This is a genomic window from Blautia faecis (genome assembly GCF_020554845.1).
GTDB lineage: Bacteria > Bacillota > Clostridia > Lachnospirales > Lachnospiraceae > Blautia_A > Blautia_A faecis.
This window is the reverse complement of sequence record NZ_JAJCIA010000033.1, coordinates 20902-46084: the sequence shown is the minus strand read 5'-3', so window position 1 is coordinate 46084 and position 25183 is coordinate 20902. Positions and strand designations below refer to the sequence as shown.

Here is a 25183-nt window from a genome sequence, read left to right as displayed (position 1 = left end):
CTGGAGCGTTGCGCCGGCGAGTGAGCAATCACCATTGTCCGAATGCGTCCGCCTTTAACAACTTTCAACACACTAAATAGTAATAAAATATACAGAAAAGAGGACACCCCATGAGCAAAGTAACCATAATCACCGGCGGTACATCTGGAATCGGAAGAGGGATTGCGGAGAAAATTCTGGAAAATTCTGCGTCGGACGATATTTTATATGTGAGCTATGGACATAACACGGAGCAGGCGGAGGAATTTCTTCATGCACAAACAGAGGAAAATCAGAAAAAAATCCGGTTGCTCCAGGCTGATATGTCATCCTATGATGAAATGATGAAATTTGTATCCCGGATCAAAGAAGAAGCAAGCCGTGTAGACTGGCTGGTAAACAATGTAGGAATCAGCACCTATGCGAAATATGAAGACTACACCTTCAACGAATGGACCAAAATTGTGAATACCAACCTGTCTGTTCCGGTATTTCTGGTGAAAGAACTTCGCCCCATTATGAGCGAAGGCGGCAGCATTCTTTTTACAGGCTCCTACGCAGGACAGCAGGCTTATTCCTCCTCTCTGGTGTATGGTGTCACCAAATCCGCCATTCATTTCCTTACCAAATCTCTGGTAAAAGAACTGGAACCAAAGCAGATCCGGGTCAATGCCATTGCCCCGGGATTTATTGAAACCAGCTGGCATAAGAACCGCACTCCGGAAAGCTATGAACGCATTAACCGTAAGATTGCGCTTCACCGCTTTGGTGAGATCTCAGAAGTGGCAGATATGGCATACGAAGTTCTGAAAAATGGATACATGAATGGAAGCGTTGTAGACATTCATGGCGGATATGACTATTTCTAAAAAGAATCCTCTGATCTGATTCCAAATAAAAAATCTGTATCAGGATTATATTCGCGAAGTGATTAACAAAAACAAAATTCACAAATATAGTTCGGGATTTTTCTAAATATAAAATTTCTGGAATTAATTGATTTTAAGAAGATAGTGTGCTAAAGTATTTATAATGTTGTGCGAAAGCGAGGAGAAAACATTGCACAAAAGTGATGAAAAATACCAGGCTTACGTAAAAATCCTAGAGGAAGAACTGGTTCCTGCAATGGGATGTACCGAACCCATTGCCATTGCCTATGCAGGCGCAGTGGCGAGAAAAACTTTAGGTAATCTGCCGGAACAGCTGGATATTAAAGTAAGTGGAAATATTATCAAAAATGTAAAAAGCGTCATCGTTCCCAATACTGGCGGCATGAGGGGAATTGCAGCTGCTCTGTGCGCGGGTGTGATCGCAGGCGATGCGGAAGCGCTCCTTGAAGTAATTGCAAGAGTAACACCCGGTCAGAAGGAGGAAATCAAGTCCTACATGGATCAGGTGAAACCCAAGATCACTCCGGCATCCACCGGGCATGTATTTGAAATCGATCTGACCGTAACTCAAGGTACTGAAACGGCCCGTGTTCGCATTGTAGATACTCACACCAACATCATCCTTATTGAGAAAAACGGCCAGCCTGTTTTCCAGAAAGATGTCTGTTCAGGTAAGGAAGAGAAAAAGACCGACCATTCCATATTAAACATAGAAGACATTATCGACTTTGCCAACACTGTTGACACAGAAGATGTAAAGGAGGTTCTGGAGCGTCAGATCCGTTACAATACAGCCATTTCTGAGGAGGGACTTCGCGGAAACTATGGAGCGAACATCGGAAAAGTCCTTCTTCACACCTACGGCGACAATATTAAGATCCGTGCCAGAGCCAAGGCAGCAGCCGGTTCCGATGCCCGAATGAATGGCTGCGAGCTTCCTGTGGTGATTAACTCCGGAAGCGGCAACCAGGGTATGACTGCCAGCATTCCGGTCATTGAATTTGCCAGAGAGCTGCAGGTTTCCCATGACAAAATGCTTCGCGCCCTGGTGCTTTCCAATCTTGTAACCATTCATCTGAAGACTGGAATCGGAACTCTTTCTGCCTATTGCGGTGCAGTAAGTGCAGGCTGCGGAAGCGGTGCGGGAATTGCTTATCTCTACGGCGGCGATTATGAAGTAATTGCACATACAATCGTGAATTCCCTGGCAATTGTTTCCGGAATCATCTGTGACGGAGCGAAAGCCTCCTGCGCAGCCAAGATTTCAGCAGCAGTCGATGCCGGAATCATGGGCTATGAAATGTACATACAGGGACAGCAGTTCTACGGAGGTGATGGAATCGTTACCCACGGTGTGGAAAATACCATCCGGAACGTGGGACAGCTGGCGAAGGAAGGTATGTGCGAAACGGATAAAGAGATTATCCGGATTATGGTAGAGCGTGGTTGAAAAAGGCTTTCTGCAAGATGTGCGCCACAATTTGCGGGAGCTTGCGGAAATACTTTTTTAAACAGGTTCTAGGAAAAGGAGATGAAGGGAAAACACTATGAAGTGGAAATACATATTAAAAAGAATACTGATCGCCATTCCCACTTTTTTCGGAATTACCATATTGGCCTATTTTATTCTGAATATGGCGCCTGGTTCACCGCTGGATGCACTTCTGGCAGATCCGGGAATTACTCCGGCAGAGCTGGAACGTAAGAGAGTGGCACTTGGACTGGATCAGCCGGTGATCATTCAGTATTTTACCTGGCTGAAACAATTGCTTACGGGAAATCTGGGATTTTCCTACAGCACCCAGAGACCGGTGGCAGCGATGATACTGGAGCGTCTTCCGGCTACTGCGATTCTGGCAGCAAGCTCCATTGTACTGTCATTGATCGTATCCATTCCTCTTGGAATCTTTGCTGCCTCCAGGCCGAATTCAGGAAGAGATTACTTTTCCGGCGGTCTGTCTATGCTGATGATGGCGACTCCGAACTTCTTTGTAGGACTGGTATTTATTTACCTGTTCGCCATTGTGTTTAACATTCTGCCATCAGGAGGAATGTACAGCTCAAGCGGAGCTCATACATTTGGAGATCTGATGAAGCACATGATCCTGCCTTGTCTGGTTCTTTCCTTCCAGCAGATCGGAGGATGGGTAAGGCACATGCGAAGCAGTATGCTGGAAGTTATGCAGGATGACTACATTCGTACCGCCAAGTCCAAGGGTCTTACCAAATGGAAAGTGATCATGAAGCATGCCTTGAAAAATGCCCTTACACCGGTTGTTACAGTTGTGGGAATGTCCATTCCTTCTATTGTAGGCGGTGCAGTTGTAACTGAGCAGGTTTTTGGATGGCCGGGAATTGGCTCTCTTATGGTAACAGCGATCAATGGACGAGACTACCCGGTTATTATGGGAATCACGGTTATGATCGCGGCAGCGGTTCTTATTGCGAATATTCTCACTGATGTTGCATACGGAATTCTGGATCCGAGAATCAGCTATAAATAAGGGAGGATAGAAGACAAAAATGAAAAAACAGAAAAACGAAAATGTAAGCTATCTTTCCGAGGTACTTGATAAACTGAAAGAGCACAAAATGGCTATGGCAGGCCTGGTAGTCCTGATCGTGGAAATCCTGATGGTGGTTTTTCTTCCCATGATCCTGAAGCTGGATCCTTATACTTCAGATTACACTGCTTTTTCTGCAGCTCCGGGAGGAGCGCACATCCTTGGAACTGATGCTATCGGACGTGATGTTTTTGCCCGTTTGATGTACGGCGGAAGAACCTCTCTGCTGGTTGGTTTTGTTTCCACACTGATCAGCTGCGCAATCGGAGTTCCTCTTGGCCTGGTTGCTGGTTATGCCAGAGGAAAAGCGGAAGCAGTTATTATGCGAATTGCAGATATTTTTATGTCTTTTCCATCAATTGTGCTGATCCTGGTGCTGGTTGCTGTTCTGGGACCGTCTGTCTGGTCTGTAACCTGTGTCATCGGTGTGCTCGGCTGGACACAGTTTGCCAGACTGATCTATGCAAATGTACTTTCCGTATCCGAGAAAGAATATGTAGAATCTGCAAGGGCAATTGGTACCTCCAATTTCAAGATCGTGACAAAGTATGTTCTTCCAAACTCTTTTGCCCCGATCCTGATCGCAATCACATTCCAGATGGCGAGTGCCATCCTTTCCGAATCATCCTTAAGCTTCCTTGGCATGGGTGTACAGCCGCCGGGAGCAAGCTGGGGAAATATGCTCTACGATGCGCAGTCCATTACTGTGCTTTCCCAGAAACTGTGGATCTGGCTTCCGCCGGGACTTGCACTTCTGATCACTGTGTTAAGTATTAATTTTCTGGGCGACGGTATCCGCGATGCGCTGGATCCGAAGATCAAACTGTAATGTCTCAGGATTAGGAGGGTCTTGATGCAAGACCGGACAGTCCGTTGACATAAGATTGGTTCCGGGAGTTTCCCGGACTGATTTGCTTCACAAAACCTGTCAGAGAAAAAATATCCCTGACAAAAGAAAAAAGGAGGAGACCTATGAAATTCAACATGAAAAAGGCTGCAGCGCTCCTGCTTGCAGGAAGCATGGTAGCAGGCTATGCTGTTCCAGCTGCTGCTGAGGCAGAGGAAAAAGTTGTAACAGCTGCTATGGACCAGGCATGGGATACCATGATGCCGCTGAACACCACAAGCAACTACACCCGTTTTATCTGTGACCAGATTTATGACCGCCTGACACAGACAAACGCAGACGGTTCCATTGAGGGACGCCTTGCTGAGTCCTGGACTGTAAATGATGCCAGTGACGCAGTTACCTTTAAGCTTCATGAAGACGCAGTATGGTCTGATGGTGAGCCGGTTACAGCAGAGGACGTTGTATTCAGCTACCAGATGTATTCTGATCCGTCTGTAGAGGCAAAGAGCCGTTATCACCTGGAGTACATTGCCGGTGTGGATGATTCCGGAGCAGAGCTTTCCGAGGATTCTATCGAAGTAACTGCAGACAGCGATTATGAAGTAACCTTCAAATTAAAAGAGGCTATGTATCCTGATACATTCCTGCAGGATATCGACACTGTTTTCATCATCCCGAAACATATATTTGAAGGAAAAACAGCAGAAGAGATCAATGCTCCTGACCTTTGGGCAAATCCGGTAGGTTCCGGCCCATTCATCTATGACAGTGAGATCAATGGTGAGCGTATGGAGTTCACAAAGAACGAAAACTACTATCTTGGAACTCCAAATATTGACCGTCTGATCATCCGTGTAGTACCGTCCGCAAACGTTCTTTCCGGTCTTATGAACGGCGAGCTTGATTTGATCGGATTCGGTTCCGTACTGACTGATGACTGGGAAACAGCCAAGTCCCAGGATAACCTGGTAACAGAGTCTGTTCCTACCACTTCCTATACCACTCTGATCTTCAATACTCAGAAGGAATATCTTACTCAGGAAGTTCGCCAGGCACTGAATATGGCAATCAACCGTGACGTACTGGTAAATGGTCTTCTTATGGGAGAGGGAACTCCGATCATGACCCCGATCGCACCGGTAAGCCCATACTACAATGACAAAGTTCAGGTTCAGTACGATCCTGAAAAGGCAAAAGAGATGCTTGCAGAAGCAGGCTTCCCGGCTGGACAGACACTGAAATTTTTCATCTCCTCTGGAAGCAGCATTACCGAGAGATGTGCAGCCCTGATCGTACAGGATTTTGCAAATGTCGGTGTAAATGTAGAAATTGAGCAGATGGACTTTGCAACTCTGATGAGCCGTATGCTTGACGGCGAGCATGATCTTGGAATCATTGGTTCCGGCGGAACTCTTGACCCAAGTGAGAGCCGTGAAATGATCTATCCGGAAAGCTCCTGCAACTTCTGCCAGCTTCAGGATACAGAGCTTTCTGACCTGATCGACAAAGGAAACGCAGAGCTTACTTTTGAAGCAAGAAAACCATACTTCGATGAGTATCAGGAAAAGGTTGTAGAAAAAGCAGCTATGGGCTACTTATATACAAAGAACCTTCTTACCGCTTACAACAAGAGCATGAAGAACCTGAACGTTGCAGACTTTAATTGTCTGAACTGGTCTTCCTGGGAGTGGGATAAAGAGTAATAAAAATGGGAAACAGGACAAAAGCGGATAAAGCTTTTGATCCTGGAACCCGCCAAATATGAGAGAAAAGACTCTCATTTCTGGCGGATTTCAGGAGCTGTGAAAGAATCACAGTGAGTTAATTAAGAGAAAAAGGAGTACAGCTATGGCATCTTTACTTTCAGTAGAGAATTTACAGGTACAGTTTCAGACAAAAAAAGGCATTAACACAGCCGTTGACGGTGTAAGCTTTTCTGTAGAAAAAGGCAGGATCCTCGGAATTGTAGGCGAGTCTGGATGCGGAAAAAGTGTCACATCCATGTCTATCCTTCAGCTTCTTGGAAGCAACGCCCGGATTTCTGGCGGCAGCATCAAACTGGATGGAAAAGAACTGATAGGGCTTCCGGAGAAAGAGATGTGCAGGATCCGCGGAAATGATATTGCCATGATCTTTCAGGATCCAATGACTGCCCTGAATCCGACTCTGACTATTGGAACCCAGCTGATGGAACCAATCATGCTCCACCAGAACTGCGGCAAAAAGGAAGCCTGGACAAGAGCTGTGGACGTTCTGAAAAGAGTTGGAATCGCAGCGCCGGAGAAGCGGATGAAGGAATATCCGCACCAGCTTTCAGGCGGTATGCGCCAGCGAGTGATGATTGCCATGGCAGTATCCTGCGAGCCAAGACTTCTTATCGCAGATGAGCCTACCACCGCCCTGGATGTAACCATTCAGGCACAGATCCTGGAGCTGATGTGTGAGCTTAGGGAAAAAATGGGAACGGCTATTATGCTGATTACCCATGATATGGGGGTAGTAGCAGAGACCGCAGACGATGTGCTTGTTCTTTATGCAGGAAAAGCAGTAGAATACGGCAGCATTGAGGATATTTTTGAAAGACCGAAGCATCCTTATACACAGGGACTTTTGAACTCTATCCCACGTCTTGATGAGGATGTAGAGCTGTTGAATACCATTGAGGGCACCGTTCCGGCACCGGATGCTATGCCTGCAGGCTGCAGATTTGCTCCCCGATGTCCTTACGGAAAAGACCGCTGCATGAAAGAAAAACCAGGCGTTTACCATGCTGGAAATTCTCTGGTAAGCTGCTTCAGATACGAGGGTGAGAAAGAATGAGTGAGAACACAGGAATCTTGTTGGAAACAAAGGATCTATCCAAATATTTTACGGCAAAAAAAGGGCTTCTGAACCGTAATCCATCTGTAGTAAAAGCAGTAGACCATGTAAGTCTTTCTGTGAGAAAGGGTGAGACACTGGGCCTGGTCGGAGAGTCCGGCTGCGGAAAATCCACTCTGGGAAGAACTATTCTCCGCCTGATCCCGGCAACAGAGGGCCAGGTTATGTACAATGGGGAAGATATCCTTACCTATGATAAGAAAAAAATGTGGGAAATGCGCCGGAAGCTGCAGATCATTTTTCAGGATCCATACAGCTCCCTGAATCCCAGAATGACCGTTTATGATCTGATCAGTGCCCCTCTTGAGGTGTATAAAGTGGGGACTAAGGAAGAACGCAGGGAAATGGTGGAAGAGATCCTTCAGGAGGTTGGACTGGATAAACAGTATCTGAATCGTTTTCCTCACGAGTTTTCAGGCGGTCAGAGGCAGCGAATCGGAATTGCAAGGGCACTGATCCTGAATCCGGAATTTGTTGTCTGTGACGAGGCGGTTTCCGCACTGGACGTATCTGTCCGTGCGCAGGTGCTGAATCTTATGAGAAATATGCAGCAGAAGAAAAATCTGACCTACCTGTTTATCTCCCATGACCTGAGCGTAGTCCGCCATATCAGTGACAGAATCGCAGTTATGTATCTTGGAAGTGTGGTTGAGGTTGCAGAAAAAGCCCAGCTTTATTCCAACCCGATGCACCCCTATACCAAAGCTCTTCTTTCTGCAATCCCGCTTCCGGATGTGAAGAAGAAACGTCAGCGTATCATTCTGGAAGGTGACGTGCCAAGTGCCTACAATCCACCGTCTGGATGTAAATTCCATACCCGCTGTCCCTATGCAACAGACCGCTGCAGGCAGGAAGCTCCTGTACTTCAGGAGGTGGAAAAGGGGCATAAAGCAGCCTGTCACAGGGCTTTGGAGCTTGTCTGAAAATTTATTTCCTGCAATCTGCAGGCTCTGCAAATTGTGACGTACATTTTGCAGAAAGCCTTTTTAAACATGTTCTGGAGTCTGCTGAATAATTACATATCAGGAAGGATACTACCGGTTTTCCAAAGAATTCCATTAAATGGATATCTTTGGGAAACCGGTATTTTTTTAAGTTATTTTTGTTTAATTTGACGTTATTTTCGTTGCTTTATTGAAAAAAATTTCATTTTTTGCTAAATTATATATAAATATGGAGTATTCTGATTTTGTTTAGAAATATTCCAAAATTTCGAAAGGGGATGGAATGGTGGAAAACAGAAATAACAGATTGCTGAATGCGAAATTAAACAAGTATATCGTTCCAGGTATTATGATGTCGCTGGCACTTCAGCTTGGAAACATTGTGGACACCATCTTTGTAAGTAATTTAATTGGTGTAGAAGCAATGTCCGCAGTCACAATGAGTCTTCCGGTTGAAACGATAGTTCAGCTTACTGGTTACTGTCTGGGTGTGGGAGGTTCCATAGCCGCAGGGAATATGCTTGGTAAACGTGACAAAGAAGGGGCCTCGAGATTGTTTTCAGCCACTTTCATTGTCACACTCGTGGTGGGACTGCTGTTTTCTCTTATTGCATTTCCTGCCGCAGGACCTATTGCCAGATTTCTGGTATCCGGAGACGGAGTTTTGACAACTTATACAAGAGACTATATCCGCATCAGCATGTTAGGTGCACCGGTAATCGGAATTGGTCTGATGATGGTAAACTATCTTGGGGTGGAAAACCATCCGGAGCTTGCTTCTGTTTATCTGATCGCAGCCAATGTGATAAATCTTGTGCTGGATTACATATTTCTTAGATTTACACCACTTGGAGTCACAGGTGCATCCTTATCAACGGTACTTGGCTTCCTTTTTGCCATGGTGGTTTTCCTTTTCTACATTCGCTCAGATAAGAGGAATATCAGTTTCGTGCGGCTGAATGCAAAGGATTTCGGAATCGTGAAGGAAGCGGTGGTTACAGGTGTGCCTATGCTTGTTTTCATGGCAACCAATTTTGTAAAAGCCCTTGGCCTGAATACCATCATCATGAATCAGATCGGGGAAGACGGAATGGCAGTATTTACGGTCTGCGACAATGTTTTGCTGATCGTGGAAATGCTTACAGGCGGAATCATTGGTGTAATTCCTAATGTTGCAGGAATTCTTTTTGGAGAAAAAGACTATGTGGGAATCCGTGTCCTGTGCAAAAAAATGCTGAAATACAGCTACATCGTGCTGGCAGTCATATTCGTTCTGATCATGCTGTTTACAGAACAGATCACCATTATGTTCGGAGGCGGCGGAGAGCTGGGACGGGAGATGGTTCATGCGCTGCGTATTTTTGCTCTGTGTGTAGTGCCTTATCTCTGGAATAAATTTACCGTAAGCTATTATGAATCTATTGAAGAGACTGCAATTGCAAGCTTTGTTACCTTCCTTGAAAATGCAGTGGCAGTTCTTCCTGCAACATTTATAGGAATTTCTATCTGGAAACAGATTGATGGAATCGGTACAAATGGAATTGGTGCTGCATTCGTTGCCACAGAGATCATAACTCTGATCGCAGCCTGGGTTTTCCGAAAGATCAAACACAAAAATTCTACTTTTTATATTGTTCCCGATCAAAATCCCGGAACCAATCTTGATTTTTCCATTAAGAGCACCATGGAAGAAGCTGGCGCGGTTAACAGAAAAATCCTGGAGTTCTGCAAGGAAAACGGTGTATCCGGAAACAGAGCCAATCTTGCTGCCGTGTGTGCAGAAGAAATGACTGTGAATATCATTAAATTTGGTGGAAAAACTTCCAACTGGATCGACATCAACCTTTGCCTGGAGGATGACATTTGCCAGTTAAGGATAAGAGACAACGGAGTGAATTTTAATCCGCTGGAATACAGCTATGACCATGAGGAGTTTGATATCCATGGAATTGAGCTGGTGAAAAAGATTTCAAAATCAATGGATTATATCCGCGCAATTGATATGAATAATACAATAATATCATTTTAGGAGGTGCAGGAAATGTCTGACATTAACGAAAAGAGCAATTTTGTTTTTGAATTTCAGCCTGTGACAAAGCTGTTTGAAGAGCAGGTGCGGCTTCATCCTGACAAATGTGCTGTAGCTTCCAGCAAGGAAAGCTTTACCTACGCACAGCTGAATGAAAGAGCAAACAGAATTGCGAATTCTCTTATTGAAAAAGGCGTTGGCTGTGAAAAAATCGTAGGTGTGGTACTGGAGCGCTGTTGTGACTTTTACGCAGTCCGTCAGGGTATTTTGAAGGCTGGTGGTGCATTTGCTGTTGCAGCTCCGGATTATCCCGATGACCGTGTGCAGTTCATTTTTGAAGATGCAGGAGTTCCCTTTATTATCACCACAGAGGAGATCGCGAAGGAGCGCCAGGAGCTGTTTTCCAGGCTTTCCTGTACGGTGCTTCTGCTTGAAGAACTGCTGGAAAATCCAAATGCCGGGAATCCGGATACCAGGATTAAGGAACATGATCTTTGCTACTGTATTTACACCTCCGGTTCCACTGGAAAACCAAAAGGTGTTATGATCGAGCATATCAACCTTGCCAATTTTATAAATCCTAATCCAAAGAATGCAGAAACCTATGGCTATGTAAGCAGGGGAAGCGTTTCTCTTTCCATGGCAGCCATGACATTTGATGTTTCGGTATTGGAGGAATTTCTCCCTCTCACGAATGGAATGACCGCAGTGATCGCAAGCGATGAAGAGATCCTGAATCCCATTATGCTCGGAGATTTAATTGTAAAAAATAAAGTGGATATTATGACCACAACTCCTACCTATCTTTCCAATATGATCGATCTGCCCCAGCTTCAGGAAGCAGCAGCCCAGATCAGGGTATTTGACGTAGGAGCAGAAGCATTCCCGCCTGCACTTTTTGACAAGATTCATGCAGTAAACCCAGATGCTTATATTATGAACGGCTATGGACCAACCGAGACCACCATCAGCTGTACCATGAAGGTGATCACCGACAGCAAAAATATTACCATCGGAGAGCCAAACGGCAATGTTCAGGTGTACGTGGTTGATAAAGAGAACAGGATTCTTCCGGACGGAGAGACAGGAGAGCTTGTAATTGCAGGTCTTGGTGTAGGTCGGGGCTATATCAATCTGCCGGAGAAAACAGCGGAGGTTTTCATCACTCTCAACGGAGAAAGAGCCTATAAAACAGGCGATCTTGCAAAGATCACTCCAGATGGCGAGATCGAATTTTTCGGAAGAATTGACAATCAGATCAAGCTTCGTGGTCTCAGAATCGAGCTTGGTGAGATCGAGGAGGTTGTTAACAGCTTCGAAGGAATTATCACCAGTATTACAGTACCGGTGGATAATAAATATCTTTGCTGCTACTTTATGGCAGACCGCCAGATCGATGTTGAAGCGCTTACCGCTTATGCGTCAGAATCCCTGGCTCATTACATGGTTCCGGATGTTTTCATCCAGCTGGAAAAAATGCCTTTAACACAGAATGGAAAAATTGACAAAAAGGCATTGCCCAAGCCTGTGGCGCAGCCCAGAAATCTGAAAGAGCCGGAAACTCCAATGCAGAAGAAGATTTTTGACATTGTGGCCCAAGTAGTAGAAAACGACTTCTTCGGAATCGACACCAGCTTTTATAAGGCCGGCCTTTCCTCCATCAGTGCAATGAAGCTCTGTGTTCTGATCTCAGAGGAATTTGGTGTTACCGTAAAAACAAGCGATATCCACGAGAACAATACCGTGGAGAAGCTGGAAAAATATGTCATGCTGGCGCCGAAGCTCAGAACCTACGAAAAGAGAGAGGTTTATCCTCTTACCGGTTCCCAGAAGGGTATTTTTGCAGAATGCAGCAAAAATCCTGAGAGTACCGTATACAATATCCCCTTCCTTTTTGAACTGGATCCTGCAGTGGATACCCGGAAATTATCCGATGCAATTGCCAGAATGGTAAGCGCCCATTCCTACCTGCTTACACAGGTATATCTTGACGATAATGGGGAGATGGTACAGCGCCCTGGAAATGAGACATTTGTGCCGGAAGTAATCGAGACCACAAATGAGAAATTTGCCAGCCAGAAGGAAAGCCTTGTACGTCCGTTTAAGCTGGAAAAAGGACGTCTCCTTCGTGTGGCAATTTATGTGACAGAAGATAAGAAATACCTCTTTACTGATTTCCACCATATTATTGCTGACGGCAACTCCTATGATATCATTTTCGAAGATATCAATAAGGCATATATGGGTGAAAAACTGGAAAAAGAGTCCTATACCGGATTTGATGCGGCCCTTGATGAAGAACAGCAGATGAAAGAGGGCAAATACAAAAAAGCCGAGAAATATTATGACAGTATTTTTGAAGGAATTGAGACTGAATCTCTTCCTATGCCGGACCTGAATGGAAAAGCTCCTGAAAAAGGTTATCTGGAGAAGACCATGGGCCTGAAAGAAGAGGCCATTCTTTCCTATTGCGAGAAGCTGGGTGTTACCCCGAATATTTTATTTACAGGTCTGTTCGGCATCCTTATGGCAAAATACTCCAATGCAGAGGACAGTCTGTTTTCTACTATTTATAATGGACGAAACGATTCCAGGCTTGAAAACACAGTCTGCATGCTGGTAAAAACTCTTCCTGTTTATTGCAAATTCGACCCGAAGACCACCGTACAGGCGTATATGGCAGAGCTTTCCGAGCAGATGCTGTCCTCCATGGCAAACGATATTTTCCCATTTTCCGACATTTGTGCAAAATACGGGCTGAATTCGGATCTTACCTTTGCATACCAGGCAGAGCTCAGCGACGATTATCCAATTGGAGACACTATTGCCAGAGGTCACGACCTTTCCCTGGATATGGCAAAAATGCCTCTGCTGATCCAGGTAAGAGAGTACAACCACACTTATGTGCTTACAGCAGAATACCGCAGCGACATGTACAGCCAGGCCTTTATTGACGGAATCCTGGATTCCTATGAAGCTGCCATGAGCTCCATGCTGAAAACAAAATATGTTTCTGAAATCTCTGTGATCTCTCAGAGTGGGGTAAACAAGATCGCAGAATTCAATCATACAGAAAACGAATTTGACAGAAGCAAAACCATTTCTGACATGTTCGCTGAATTGGCAGAGACCATTCCGGACCACACAGCAGTGGTATTTAAAGACCGGAAATATACATACAAAGAACTGGACGAGCTCAGTGACAGACTTGGAAAATATATTGCATCCCAGGGAATCGGCAGGGAGGATGTAGTCTCCATTCTGATCCCCCGCTGCGAATACATGGCCATCGCACCAATGGGCGTGATCAAAGCCGGTGCAGCATACCAGCCTCTTGACCCTACTTACCCGAAAGATCGCCTGATGTACATGCTGGAGGATTCTGCTGCGAAGCTTTTGATCGCAGACAGAGAGCTTCTGCCACTGGTAGACGGCTATCAGGGACCTGTTTTATTTACAGATGAGATCCCACAGCTGGAAGAGCGTGACGTGGAACTTAAGAAGCCAGAGCTTCATGATCTGTTTATTTTACTGTACACCTCCGGCTCCACTGGCGTACCCAAAGGCTGTATGCTGGAATATGGAAATATCACTGCATTCTGCCACTGGTACAAAAAGTATTACCATATAGATCACAGCTCCAAAATAGCAGCTTATGCGTCCTTTGGTTTTGATGCTTCCATGATGGATATTTACGGAGCAATTGCAAACGGTGCAGAGCTTCACATTATTCCGGAAGAAATCCGCCTTGATTTCATTGCACTTCAGCGTTATTTTGAAGAGAATGGCGTTACCCATTCCTTTATGACCACACAGGTGGGAAGACAGTTTGCAATGGAAATGAGCTGCGAGAGCCTGCAATATCTTTCCATAGGCGGAGAGAAGCTTGTTCCTATGGAACCACCCAAGGATTACAGATTCTTTAATGCTTATGGCCCTACAGAGTGTACTATTTTTACAACTGTATTTGAAGTGGATAAATATTATCCAAACATTCCGATCGGAAAAGCGCTTGACAATTTCAAACTTTATATAACCGATAAGTTCGGCCACCTGCTTCCATATGGAGCTTGCGGTGAGCTGATGATCTCCGGATGGCAGGTTTCCAGAGGCTATCTGAATAAACCGGAGAAAACCGCGGAAGTTTATACCAGAAATATTTATGATGACACCGAAGGCTATGAAGTCCTGTATCATTCTGGTGATGTTGCCAGATATCTTCCGGATGGAAATATCCAGATCATTGGAAGAAAAGACTCCCAGGTTAAGGTCAGAGGCTTTCGAATTGAGCTTTCCGAGGTTGAGGAGGTCATAAGAAGATACGAAGGCATAAAGGATGCGACCGTAGTAGCTTTTGATGATCCTAATGGCGGTGGAAAATACATTGCAGCTTATGTAGTATCTGACGGTCAGGTTGACATAAATAAGTTAAATGATTTCATCAAAGAAACCAAGCCTCCATACATGGTTCCGGCAGTTACCATGCAGATCGACAAGATTCCGCTGAACCAGAATCAGAAGGTAAACAAAAAAGCCCTTCCACTGCCAGAGCGAAAAGTGGAAGAGATCGTGAAACCGGAGAATGAGACTCAGCAGAAGCTGTTTGACTGTATTGCTGAGGTTCTTGGCTATACCGAATTCGGCATTACCACAGATATTTACGAGGCAGGACTGACCTCTATCACTGCTATTAAGCTGAATATCCTTATTTCCAAAGCTTTTGACATTGTGATAAAAACATCTGACATCAAGGATCACCCAACCATTCAGATGTTAGAGGGCTTTGTGAAGACTGCCGGAAAAGAAACCAAGAGGGAAATCCAGGAAAATTATCCTCTCACCAATACCCAGGAGGGAATTTTCATCGAGTGTACAGCAAATATGGGATCCACCATCTACAACATCCCATATCTTCTGAAGCTTGACAAAAAGGTTGACCTGGATAAGCTGGCAGAAGCAATTGACAGCACCGTTGCAGCTCATCCTTATCTGAAAACCCGTCTCTTTATGAGCGACGAGGGAGAAGTTCTTCAGAAACGTGATGATGCTTTAACCTATAAGACGCAGATTATAAATGGAATGAACCGGGAAAATCTGGTTCGTCCGTACATGCTGTTTAATGAGCAGCTTTTCCGCTTTGAAATTCACAGAACCTGTGATGGAAATTACCTGTTCCTTGACATTCACCATATTATTGCAGACGGCACCTCCCTGGGCATTATCCTGAACGACATTAACAGGGCTTACAGTGGTGAAAAGCTGGAAGTGGAAGCGTATACTTCCTATGACCTGGCCCTTGATAATAGGGATGCTCTGGCAAGTGATGCTTATAAGAATGCAGAGAACTACTATAAATCCATTTTTGAAAATGCGGGCGGAAGCATCAACTTCTATCCAGACAAGAGCGGAGCAGCTCCAACCGCAGAGATGTATCATCGTGAGACCAGTGAGTTCTCCGTACAGGATGTGAAGGCATTCTGTAAGAAGCATGGAATTACAGAGAATGTATTCTTTATCTCCGCCTTTGGTATTACTCTTGGAAAATACAATTTCAGGAAGGATGCAGTATTTACCACTATTTACCATGGCAGAAACGATTCCAGACTTTCTGATACCGTGGGTATGCTGGTAAAGACACTTCCTGTTTACTGTGATTTCTCAGGAAGCACTAAGGATTGCCTGAATGAAGTCCAGCAGCAGCTGATTAATTCCATGAACAACGATATTTATCCGTTCTCCCAGATCAGCCACGAGTTCAACATCAAGGCAGATGCCATGGTGATCTATCAGGGCGACAATTTCGCCTTTGATAATATCGGTGGGGAATATGCGCAGGAAGAACCTGTTCAGCTGAATGCGGCAAAGGCACATGTTTCCATCAGTATTTCAATTGAGAGAAATAAGTTTGTCTTTGAGATTGAGTACAGAGGCGACATGTACAACGAGGAAACCATCAAATACCTTGCAGATAACCTGGAAACAACGGCAGATGGAATCCTGAGAGAATTCGAGCCGGCAGACATCAGACTGATGTTTGAGGAAGAGACCAAAATGGAAGATGATCCTTCCCATGCCGGAAAGACTTTTGTAGATCTGTTCAGAGAAGCTGTTGCAAAATATCCGGACAGACCGGCGGTAAGAGATGGAATGGGCGAGCTTACCTATAAAGAACTGGATCATATGTCAGATTATGTTGCCCAGAAACTGACCGAAAACGGATTCGGAAGAGAGAAAGTAGCAGGTATTTTGTGCGGAAGAACAAAGGAATATGCGGTGGCCTATATCGGTGTTATGAAAGCTGGCGGCGCATATGTTCCACTGGATCCGGAATATCCGCAGAGCAGGATCGAGTACATGCTGAAGGATTCCGAGGCAGAAAACCTGCTTGTAATAGACCGTTATCGCAGTCTGGTAGGCTTCTACGACCAGAATGTGATCAGTCTGGATGACGTGGCAGCAGAATCCAAAGACTTTGCGCTTTCTGTAGAGCTTACAGCTCCGAAACCAGAGAACCTGGCTTACATGATCTACACCTCCGGTTCCACCGGAAAACCAAAAGGCGTTATGCTCGAACAGCGGAACCTGCTGAACCTGATCGAGTATATCCTCATGACAAGAAAACTGACACCAGATGATATTGTAGCAGAGTTTGCAAGCTTCTGTTTCGATGCATCCGTGATCGACCTGTTCGCTCCGCTTACTGCAGGTGCGGTACTGTACATTTTGCCAGAGAGCATACGAAAAGATGCAGTTGCTGTTGGAAAATTCATAAAAGAAGAAAATATTACCACAGCTACCTTCCCAACCCAGATGGGCGAACTGGTTGCAGAGCTTCTTGACGATGCTCCGAGCCTGAAATTTGTCACCCTGGGCGGTGAGAAGTTCAAATATTACCGGGATAGAACTTACCAGATGATCAATGGCTACGGTCCAACGGAGAATACTGTTTCCTCCACGGAGTTCTGGGTTGACAAACAGTACGACAACATCCCGATCGGTAAGTCACAGCGGAATATCCGCAGCTACATTGTGGACGAAAATATGAAACGGCTTCCGGTAGGCGCTTCTGGTGAGCTTTGCCATGCCGGACGTCAGATTGCAAGAGGATATCACAATCTTCCTGAGAAGACGGCTTCCGTATTTGTGGAAAATCCGTTCTCCGTATGTGACGAGGACAAACGTCTTTACAGAACCGGTGATATGGTCCGCATGAAAGGTGACGGAAATATTGAATATATCGGAAGAATCGATTCCCAGGTAAAGATAAGAGGATATCGTATTGAACTTGGTGAGATCGAAGGAGCTCTTCTGAAGCACGATAAGGTGAAGAATGCTGCTGTTATAGTGATCGAAAAAGGCGGAAACAAATATATCACAGCTTATTATACTGGTGAAATCATTCCGGAAGATGAGCTGAAACTGTTCCTGAACCCGCTGATTCCGGATTACATGATGCCATCCTTCTTTGTCCATCTTGAGAAAATGCCGGTGACTCCTGGCGGAAAGATCGACAAAAAGGCACTTCCGGTACCAGAAGTAACCACCACAGCCAGCACAGCCTATGTGGAGCCTGTTACCGCTGTCCAGATTGCACTTTGCGAGATATTTGAAAAAGCACTTGGCATTGAAAAAGTAGGAATTGAGGACAACTTCTTCGAACTTGGAGGCTCCTCACTTACTGCATCGAAAGTTGCTGTTATGTGCCTTTCTAAGAATATTTCCATTGTATATGCGGACATTTTCAAATATCCGACTATCCGTGAGCTTTCTGCAATCGTGGATAACAGTGAAGCATTTGAAAATCCGCAGAGCGAGAATGAATTCTCCAGATACAATTATAACCGGATCCAGAGCGTGATCAGCGGAAATGTAGAAGAAAACGTAAACCAGGTGACAAAGGAAGAAATTGGTGATATCATGATCACAGGTGCAACCGGCTTCCTGGGAATTCATGTTCTGAAGGCCTATCTGGATAATTATGACGGCAAGGTTTACTGCCTGGTACGTAAAGGGAAATATGAGTCCATGGAGAAACGAATGATGCATATGTTGATGTATTACTTCGATAATCCATGCCAGGAACTGTTTGGAGAGCGTATTATCTGTGTGGATGGCGATATTACCTCGAAAGAACAGGTGGAGAAATTTGCAGATTACAAATTTAACACCATTATTAACTGCGCAGCCTGCGTAAAGCATTTTGCAGCTGGTGATGTACTGGAGAAGATAAATGTACACGGAGTGGAAAATCTGATTGAATTCTGTAAAAATAGTGGACGCAGACTGATTCAGATTTCTACTGTTTCTGTTGCTGGAGAAGGTTCCGATGGTGTTCCGCCAATGTCCAGAGTCTTTAATGAAAACGATCTGTATATTGGACAGAACATCACAAATGAATATATCCGCACAAAATTCCTTGCAGAGAGAGCTGTACTGGAAGCTGTTTCCAGTGGACTTGACGGAAAGGTTATCCGTGTAGGAAATCTGATGAGCAGAAATTCCGATGGCGAATTCCAGATCAACTTTATTACAAACGGATTCCTGCGAAGTCTGAGAGGATATGAGGCAGTTGGTAAATTCCCAATTGGGGCTATGCACGAAGTTACAGAATTTTCACCAATTGATTCTACTGCACTTGCAGTATTGAGACTGGTGCAGACAGATCGGAGATTTACCGTATTCCACGCCTGCAACAGCCACCATATCTATATGGCGGATCTGATCTATGCAATGCGGAGCCATGGATTTGACATTGACATTGTAAGTGATGAAGAGTTTGAGGCTGCAGTAAAAGAATTTGCAAAGAACAGTGATGACTCAGATGTTGTTTCCGGACTGATCGCGTATACGGCTCATAATGAAAATGAGATCTATACCCTGGATTACAGCAACCGGTTTACAGCACAGGTTCTTTACAGACTGGATTACAAATGGCCGGTTACAGATGACAGATATCTGGAAAGCGCTATTGAGGCACTTGACAGACTTGCATTCTTTGATTGATTTACGCAACTTAAAGGAGGAAATTGTAATGGAAATTGTAAGTAAGACAGAGGGCAGCAAGGTAACTATGGAGATCACAGGATGGCTTGACACCCAGACTGCACCGCAGCTGGAAAAGGAGCTGTCAGCACTTGATCCTGGTACAACCAGCCTGGTATTTGACTTTGCAAACCTGGAATATATCTCTTCTGCCGGACTTCGTCTGGTAATCGCCGCTTATAAGAAGATGGCAGGCAAGGAAGGCTTCAGGATTGTAAATGTTTCTGATGAAGTGTACGATGTTTTCAGCCTTACCGGATTTGACCAGAAGATCAATATTGAGAAGAAATAAAGGTTGAATTCGTGCATGGCGAAGTGAACAGCAACCTGTCTGGAGCAGGCCTGGGGAATCTACAGTTGCTACCCGGTGCTTTTTATAGTAAGAAATGATAAAATTATATAGAATCAATATCAATACTCTTGAGGATCCCTTGCAGAATGAAAGTCTTTTGGAACAAGTTGGACCAGAGAGAAGAAAGAAGGTCATCCGGTATCTTCAGCCGGATGACCGAAAAAGGAGTCTGGGCGCAGGAATTATGATCCGGAAGATCCTGAATGGGAACGGACTTTCCGAAAGCAGCCTGAAATATTCCGAAAATGGGAAGCCTGTGGCGGATCATCTCCATTTTAATATCTCCCATGCCGGAGACTATGTGGTGGGAGTGGTGTCGGATGATGAAGTGGGATGCGACATTGAGCGGAATGTCAATGCGCCTCTGGAAATTGCGGAGCATTATTTCCATTCGACAGAGCGGGAATATATAGAAGCTGCTTCTGACCCGGGCAAAGCTTTTTTTACACTTTGGACCTTAAAGGAAAGTTATATGAAAATGACAGGCAGGGGGATGAGCCTTCCGCTTGATTCTTTCGAGATCATTCGAAAAGATCAGGGCTTTGTTCTGGGAAAATCACCGAAAAGACCAGGCTTTTTCAGGACAATGGAATTTGAGAATTATATTTTCTCAGTGTGCATGGAAAGTGATTTTTCTTTGCCGCCCAAGGGCTTTACAGAGCTTCTGTGACACTACTGCCTTTTGCTGCTATCCAGCATGGATTGGAGCTTATTTTTAGTCAAAAAATCCTTAAGAATTATATGCAAAAGACTTGACGGATATGTCCGCTGTGTGGTAAACTGTACAAGCGACATGGAAGTTAGGTCTTTTTTTTATGCCGAAAAACGGTGGCGGATACACCGAAAAGGCTGATTTAAGACCATGCAAATGAAAACACTGGAGGTGGAAGTTGTGCGCGTTAGGATTACATTAGCATGTACAGAGTGCAAGCAGCGTAACTACAATATGACCAAGGAGAAAAAGAACCATCCTGAGAGAATGGAAACCAAGAAATATTGTAAGTTCTGCCAGAGACACACAATGCACAAGGAAACAAAATAGTCACTTTAGATTGTGAGGTTAGGCTATGCAAGAAAAAGAAAAATCTGCAGGCAAGACCGCCAAGGCTAAGGAGCCGAAGAAATCCTGGTTCCAGGGGCTGAAGGCAGAGTTCAACAAAATTGTCTGGACAGACCGCGATACACTGATGAAACAGTCAGTTGTTGTTATTGTCATAACCGTAATTCTCGGTGTGATCATCAGTGTGATGGATGCAGGCATTCTGGAATGCATTAATCTTTTAATCAAATAAGGACAAAGGTGATTGTATGTCAGAAGCAAAATGGTACGTTGTCCATACCTATTCCGGTTATGAGAACAAGGTAAAGGCCAACATTGAGAAGACAATTGAAAACCGACATCTTGAGGATCAGATTCTGGAAGTACGGGTTCCTCTGGAAGACGTTGTGGAGATGCGTAATGGTGTTTCCAAGCAGGTCCAGAGAAAAATGTTCCCAAGCTATGTTCTTATCAACATGGTCATGAACGACGATACCTGGTATGTTGTCCGGAATACCCGTGGAGTGACTGGGTTTGTTGGTCCGGGATCCAAGCCTGTACCGCTCACAGAAGAAGAAATGAAGCCGCTGGGCATCAAAGATGAGACTGTCCGCGTTGATTTCGTCGAGGGCGATACCGTTGTTGTAACAGGCGGAGCCTGGAAAGAGACTACAGGTGTTGTGACTGCCATCAATCCGCAGAAGCAGCTTGTAACGATCAATGTAGAGATGTTTGGACGCGAAACACCGGTTGTAATCAGTTTCGCAGAAGTTCAGAAAATGTAACAGACAAAGGTAACACAATATCGTGGGAGGGACATACCCCCGCCAATACCACATAGGAGGTGCCGAAAATGGCAAAGAAAGTAACAGGATATATCAAATTACAGATTCCCGCTGGTAAAGCAACTCCAGCACCACCTGTAGGTCCGGCTCTTGGACAGCACGGTGTAAATATCGTTCAGTTTACAAAAGAGTTCAATGCGAGAACAGCAGATCAGGATGGTATGATCATTCCTGTAGTAATCACTGTTTATGCAGATAGAAGTTTCAGCTTCATAACCAAAACTCCGCCGGCTGCAGTTCTTCTTAAGAAAGCTGCAAACATCAAATCCGGTTCCGGCGTACCGAACAAAACAAAAGTTGCTAAAGTTACAAAAGCTCAGGTTGAGGAGATCGCTCAGCTTAAGATGAAAGACTTAAATGCAGCATCCATCGAAGCAGCAGCCAGCATGATTGCTGGTACTGCAAGAAGTATGGGAATTGAAGTAGTTGATTAATCACAAATAGTAAGTGGGAGGGCTTTTCCCCGCAAATACCACAGGAGGTTATAGAAATGAAACGAGGAAAGAAATACGTGGAGGCTGCTAAGGCAGTTGACCGCGCAACATTATACGATACTAATGAAGCTATCAGCTTAGTTAAAAAAGCTGCTGTTGCCAAATTTGACGAGACTATCGAAGTTCATATCCGCACAGGCTGCGATGGACGTCATGCAGATCAGCAGATCCGTGGTGCAGTAGTTCTGCCACATGGTACAGGTAAAACTGTTCGCGTTCTTGTATTCGCTAAGGATGCAAAAGCTGAGGAAGCTAAGGCTGCAGGTGCTGATTTCGTTGGCGCTGAGGACCTTATTCCGAAGATCCAGAATGAGGGATGGCTTGACTTCGACGTTGTTGTAGCAACTCCGGATATGATGGGTGTTGTTGGACGTCTTGGTCGTGTACTTGGACCGAAAGGTTTAATGCCTAACCCGAAGGCTGGTACTGTAACTATGGATGTTACAAAGGCTATCAATGATATCAAAGCTGGTAAGATTGAGTATCGTCTTGACAAATCAAACATTATCCATGTGCCGATCGGTAAAGCTTCCTTTACTGAGGAGCAGTTAAGCGACAACTTCCAGACGCTGATTGGAGCTATTGTAAAGGCTAGACCTAGCACACTGAAAGGACAGTATTTAAAGAGCGTTGTTATTGCTCCGACAATGGGTCCTGGAGTGAAGATCAACCCGATCAAGTTAGCTTAATAGATGAAAATGAAGAGCACTCACCGCGAGGTGGGTGCTTTTTTTCATGTCATAATTTTGATATTTTATAGTGAGTTTTGGTATATGTTTTTTATCATATGAGATATCATATGGGAAAATCGGGTCAATATAAAGACCAGGAGGAGTGTGCAGGGATGAAATATGGATATTTTGATGATAAGAAACGAGAATATGTGATTACCAGACCAGATACACCAGCGCCTTGGGTAAACTATCTGGGAGATCCTGAGTATGGTGCCATTGTGTCCAATAATGCAGGCGGATACAGCTTTGTAAAGTCTGGGGCTAACGGAAGAATTTTACGTTATGTTTTTAATCAGTTTGACGAGCCGGGAAGATATATTTATCTGAGGGACAATGAAACGAAAGATTTTTGGTCAGCGTCATGGCAGCCTGTAGGAAAGGATCTTGAAAAATATAAAAGTGAATGTCACCACGGTACTGCTTATACCAGGATGATGGCAGATTACAGCGGTATTCATTCTGAGGTTAGGTATTATGTACCCCTGGGACAGTCTTATGAGGTGTGGAGCCTTTGTGTGGAGAACTGTTCTGATAAGGAAAGAGAAATTAATGTAACCGGATATGCGGAATTTACCAACAACAGCAACTATGAGCAGGATCAGGTAAATCTGCAGTATTCCCAGTATATTACCAAAACTGTTTTCAGAGGAAACCGTGTACGCCAGATGATCCATGCAAATCTGGATCGTCTTGATGAAGGGGAAAAGGTAGATAACAAAGATGTGACAAATCGGTTCCTGGGTCTGGCCGGCGTGCCAGTGGATTCCTGGTGCGGTGAAAAAGAAGCATTTCTGGGGAGATATCACGGTTATGGAAACCCGGTAGGAGTAATTGACGGCAAGCTTAATTGTGAGGGAAATTATAATGAAAACAGCTGTGGTGCATTGACAGCAGTGTTAAAGCTTGCCCCGGGAGAAAAGAAAGAGATGGCTTTTCTTGTAGGTATGAAAAAGAATGACGAGGCAGAAGCGATTGTTGCGCGTTATGACCAAAATTGCCAGCAGGTTTGCGAAAGGGAACTGGAAGAACTGATCAGTTACTGGCATGGACAGCTTTCACATTTTCAGATAAAAACTCCAAGTAATGAATTTAATACCATGATCAACACATGGAACGCTTACAACTGTTTTATGACTTTTATCTGGTCCAGAGCAGCATCCTTTACTTACTGCGGTCTGCGCAATGGATATGGATACCGCGACACTGTGCAGGATATTCAGGGCGTGATCCATCTGGCACCTGAAATGGCAGCGGATAAGATCCGTTTCATGTTGTCTGCCCAGGTAGATAATGGTGGTGGTCTGCCTCTTGTTAAATTCACCCATAATCCAGGACATGAGGATACGCCAGACGATGCTTCCTATGTACAGGAAACAGGGCATCCGGCATATCGCGCTGACGATGCTTTATGGCTTTTTCCAACTGTATATAAGTATGTGTCAGAGACAGGAAATGTAGATTTTATTGATGAGGTAATCCCATTTGCAAATAAAGATGAAGGAACAGTATATGAGCATCTGAAACGTGCGATCCAGTTCTCGATGGAACATCTTGGAAAACATGGAATGCCGGCGGGACTTTATGCAGATTGGAACGACTGCCTGAGGCTTGGAAAAGATGGAGAATCTACTTTTGTAGCTTTGCAGTTTTATTATGCAATGACCATTTTGAAGGAGTTTGCGGCTTACGAAAAAGATGAAGAATATATCTCATATCTGGAAAAAAGCCAGGAAGAGCTTGGGAAACTGATTGAAAAGCTTTGCTGGAATGAAGACCGGTTTATCCGCGGTTTTACAGAAGCAGGAGAAATAATCGGACAGCGTACAGATCCGGAAGCAAATATGTGGCTGAATCCCCAGAGCTGGGCTGTGATCAGTGGGCTTGCAACAAAGGAGCAGTCAGAACTGGCACTTGAGCAGGTTTATAAAAGACTGAATACAGAGTATGGTGCTATTCTCATGGATCCCCCATACCACGCACATGCTTTTGACGGTGCACTGGCTGTAATTTATAATGCAGGAACAAAAGAAAATGCAGGGATTTTTTCTCAGTCACAGGGATGGATCATTCTGGCAGAAGCATTAATGGGACATGGAGAAAGAGCATTTGGCTACTTTATGGAAAATGCTCCGGCTGCACAGAATGATAAGGCGGAGATCCGCAGACTTGAGCCATATTGCTATGGTCAGTTTACAGAGGGGAAAGCAAGTCCGAATTTTGGCCGTTCTCATGTACACTGGCTTACTGGAACTGCGTCTACTGTTATGGTAGGATGTGTGGAAGGTATTCTTGGAATGCGTCCTGATTTCTATGGTCTTCGTATCGCACCGTCCATACCGAAGGAATGGGATGGATTTGAAGTCGAAAAAGATTTCCGCGGCTGTCACCTGCACATTAAAGTGCAAAATCCGGGACATGCAGAGAGTGGATTTAAGAAACTTACTGTAAACGGTGAAGAGTTAAAAGATAATTATATCCCACAGGATAAGCTGACTGCTGAAACTGAGGTTGAATTGTATCTGTCGTAAAAATTTAGTAGGC

General features: G+C 44.7%; 17 protein-coding genes and 1 pseudogene. 17 read left to right on the top strand and 1 reads right to left on the bottom strand.

The genetic code is table 11. The features are described 5' to 3' along the window. Positions 1–110: 110 nt before the first annotated feature. Together LIZ66_RS14525 and LIZ66_RS14520 are read left to right on the top strand one after the other, a co-directional pair. The gene (locus LIZ66_RS14525; protein ID WP_227201148.1) at positions 111–848 is read left to right on the top strand and encodes an SDR family NAD(P)-dependent oxidoreductase; all 738 of its coding nucleotides are present in this window, start codon (positions 111–113) and stop codon (positions 846–848) included. Between the two features lie 190 nt (positions 849–1038). Next, a complete protein-coding gene (locus LIZ66_RS14520; RefSeq protein WP_227201149.1) occupies positions 1039–2319 on the top strand; it encodes an L-cysteine desulfidase family protein in 1281 nt (426 codons plus the stop codon). Positions 2320–2324: 5 nt separating this feature from the next. Here LIZ66_RS14520 and LIZ66_RS20125 read toward each other — a convergent pair. Continuing rightward, positions 2325–2384: pseudogene (locus LIZ66_RS20125) on the bottom strand (hypothetical protein); the annotation flags it as partial. 32 nt (positions 2385–2416) lie between these two features. On the opposite strand from LIZ66_RS20125, the gene LIZ66_RS14515 reads away from it, so the two are divergent. From LIZ66_RS14515 to LIZ66_RS14445, 15 genes are all read left to right on the top strand, one after another. After that, the gene (locus LIZ66_RS14515; RefSeq protein ID WP_118577950.1) at positions 2417–3373 is read left to right on the top strand and encodes an ABC transporter permease; all 957 of its coding nucleotides are present in this window, start codon (positions 2417–2419) and stop codon (positions 3371–3373) included. Between the two features lie 19 nt (positions 3374–3392). After that, entirely contained in the window at positions 3393–4262 is an 870-nt protein-coding gene (opp4C, locus tag LIZ66_RS14510) for an oligopeptide ABC transporter permease (protein ID WP_173718543.1), read from the top strand. A 143-nt stretch (positions 4263–4405) separates the two neighbouring features. Then, positions 4406–5986, top strand: a complete 1581-nt coding sequence (locus tag LIZ66_RS14505) for an ABC transporter substrate-binding protein (protein ID WP_148463506.1) — start codon at positions 4406–4408, stop codon at positions 5984–5986. A gap of 145 nt (positions 5987–6131) precedes the next feature. Beyond that, complete coding sequence (locus tag LIZ66_RS14500) at positions 6132–7103, top strand: ABC transporter ATP-binding protein (protein ID WP_173717009.1); 972 nt, start codon at positions 6132–6134, stop codon at positions 7101–7103. Next, complete coding sequence (locus LIZ66_RS14495) at positions 7100–8086, top strand: ABC transporter ATP-binding protein (RefSeq protein ID WP_227201150.1); 987 nt, start codon at positions 7100–7102, stop codon at positions 8084–8086. The genes LIZ66_RS14500 and LIZ66_RS14495 overlap by 4 nt, the downstream gene beginning before the upstream one ends. Positions 8087–8390: 304 nt before the next feature. Beyond that, positions 8391–10136 (top strand): MATE family efflux transporter, encoded by a 1746-nt coding sequence (locus LIZ66_RS14490; RefSeq protein WP_227201151.1) that lies wholly within the window; start codon positions 8391–8393, stop codon positions 10134–10136. 12 nt (positions 10137–10148) lie between these two features. Further along, positions 10149–19139: a non-ribosomal peptide synthetase gene (locus LIZ66_RS14485; protein ID WP_227227643.1), complete on the top strand. Its 8991-nt coding sequence runs from the start codon at positions 10149–10151 to the stop codon at positions 19137–19139. A 28-nt stretch (positions 19140–19167) separates the two neighbouring features. Beyond that, on the top strand, positions 19168–19470 hold the full coding sequence (locus LIZ66_RS14480) for an STAS domain-containing protein (protein ID WP_118577945.1): 303 nt from the start codon (positions 19168–19170) through the stop codon (positions 19468–19470). 139 nt (positions 19471–19609) lie between these two features. Further along, on the top strand, positions 19610–20200 hold the full coding sequence (locus tag LIZ66_RS14475) for a 4'-phosphopantetheinyl transferase family protein (RefSeq protein WP_226837789.1): 591 nt from the start codon (positions 19610–19612) through the stop codon (positions 20198–20200). Positions 20201–20422: 222 nt separating this feature from the next. Then, positions 20423–20572, top strand: coding sequence for a 50S ribosomal protein L33 (gene rpmG / locus LIZ66_RS14470; RefSeq protein ID WP_117853039.1), 150 nt, complete (start codon positions 20423–20425; stop codon positions 20570–20572). Positions 20573–20597: 25 nt separating this feature from the next. After that, positions 20598–20822 carry a preprotein translocase subunit SecE gene (gene secE / locus LIZ66_RS14465; protein ID WP_173718538.1) on the top strand — a complete coding sequence of 75 codons (225 nt, stop codon included), beginning with the start codon at positions 20598–20600 and terminating at the stop codon, positions 20820–20822. A gap of 16 nt (positions 20823–20838) precedes the next feature. Then, a complete protein-coding gene (nusG, locus tag LIZ66_RS14460; protein ID WP_173718537.1) occupies positions 20839–21354 on the top strand; it encodes a transcription termination/antitermination protein NusG in 516 nt (171 codons plus the stop codon). Between the two features lie 68 nt (positions 21355–21422). Beyond that, positions 21423–21848 (top strand): 50S ribosomal protein L11, encoded by a 426-nt coding sequence (rplK, locus tag LIZ66_RS14455; protein ID WP_117852954.1) that lies wholly within the window; start codon positions 21423–21425, stop codon positions 21846–21848. 56 nt (positions 21849–21904) lie between these two features. Further along, positions 21905–22597, top strand: coding sequence for a 50S ribosomal protein L1 (gene rplA / locus LIZ66_RS14450; RefSeq protein ID WP_118577943.1), 693 nt, complete (start codon positions 21905–21907; stop codon positions 22595–22597). A 155-nt stretch (positions 22598–22752) separates the two neighbouring features. Further along, positions 22753–25170, top strand: coding sequence for a glycoside hydrolase family 94 protein (locus LIZ66_RS14445; RefSeq protein ID WP_173718536.1), 2418 nt, complete (start codon positions 22753–22755; stop codon positions 25168–25170). Positions 25171–25183 lie beyond the last annotated feature (13 nt).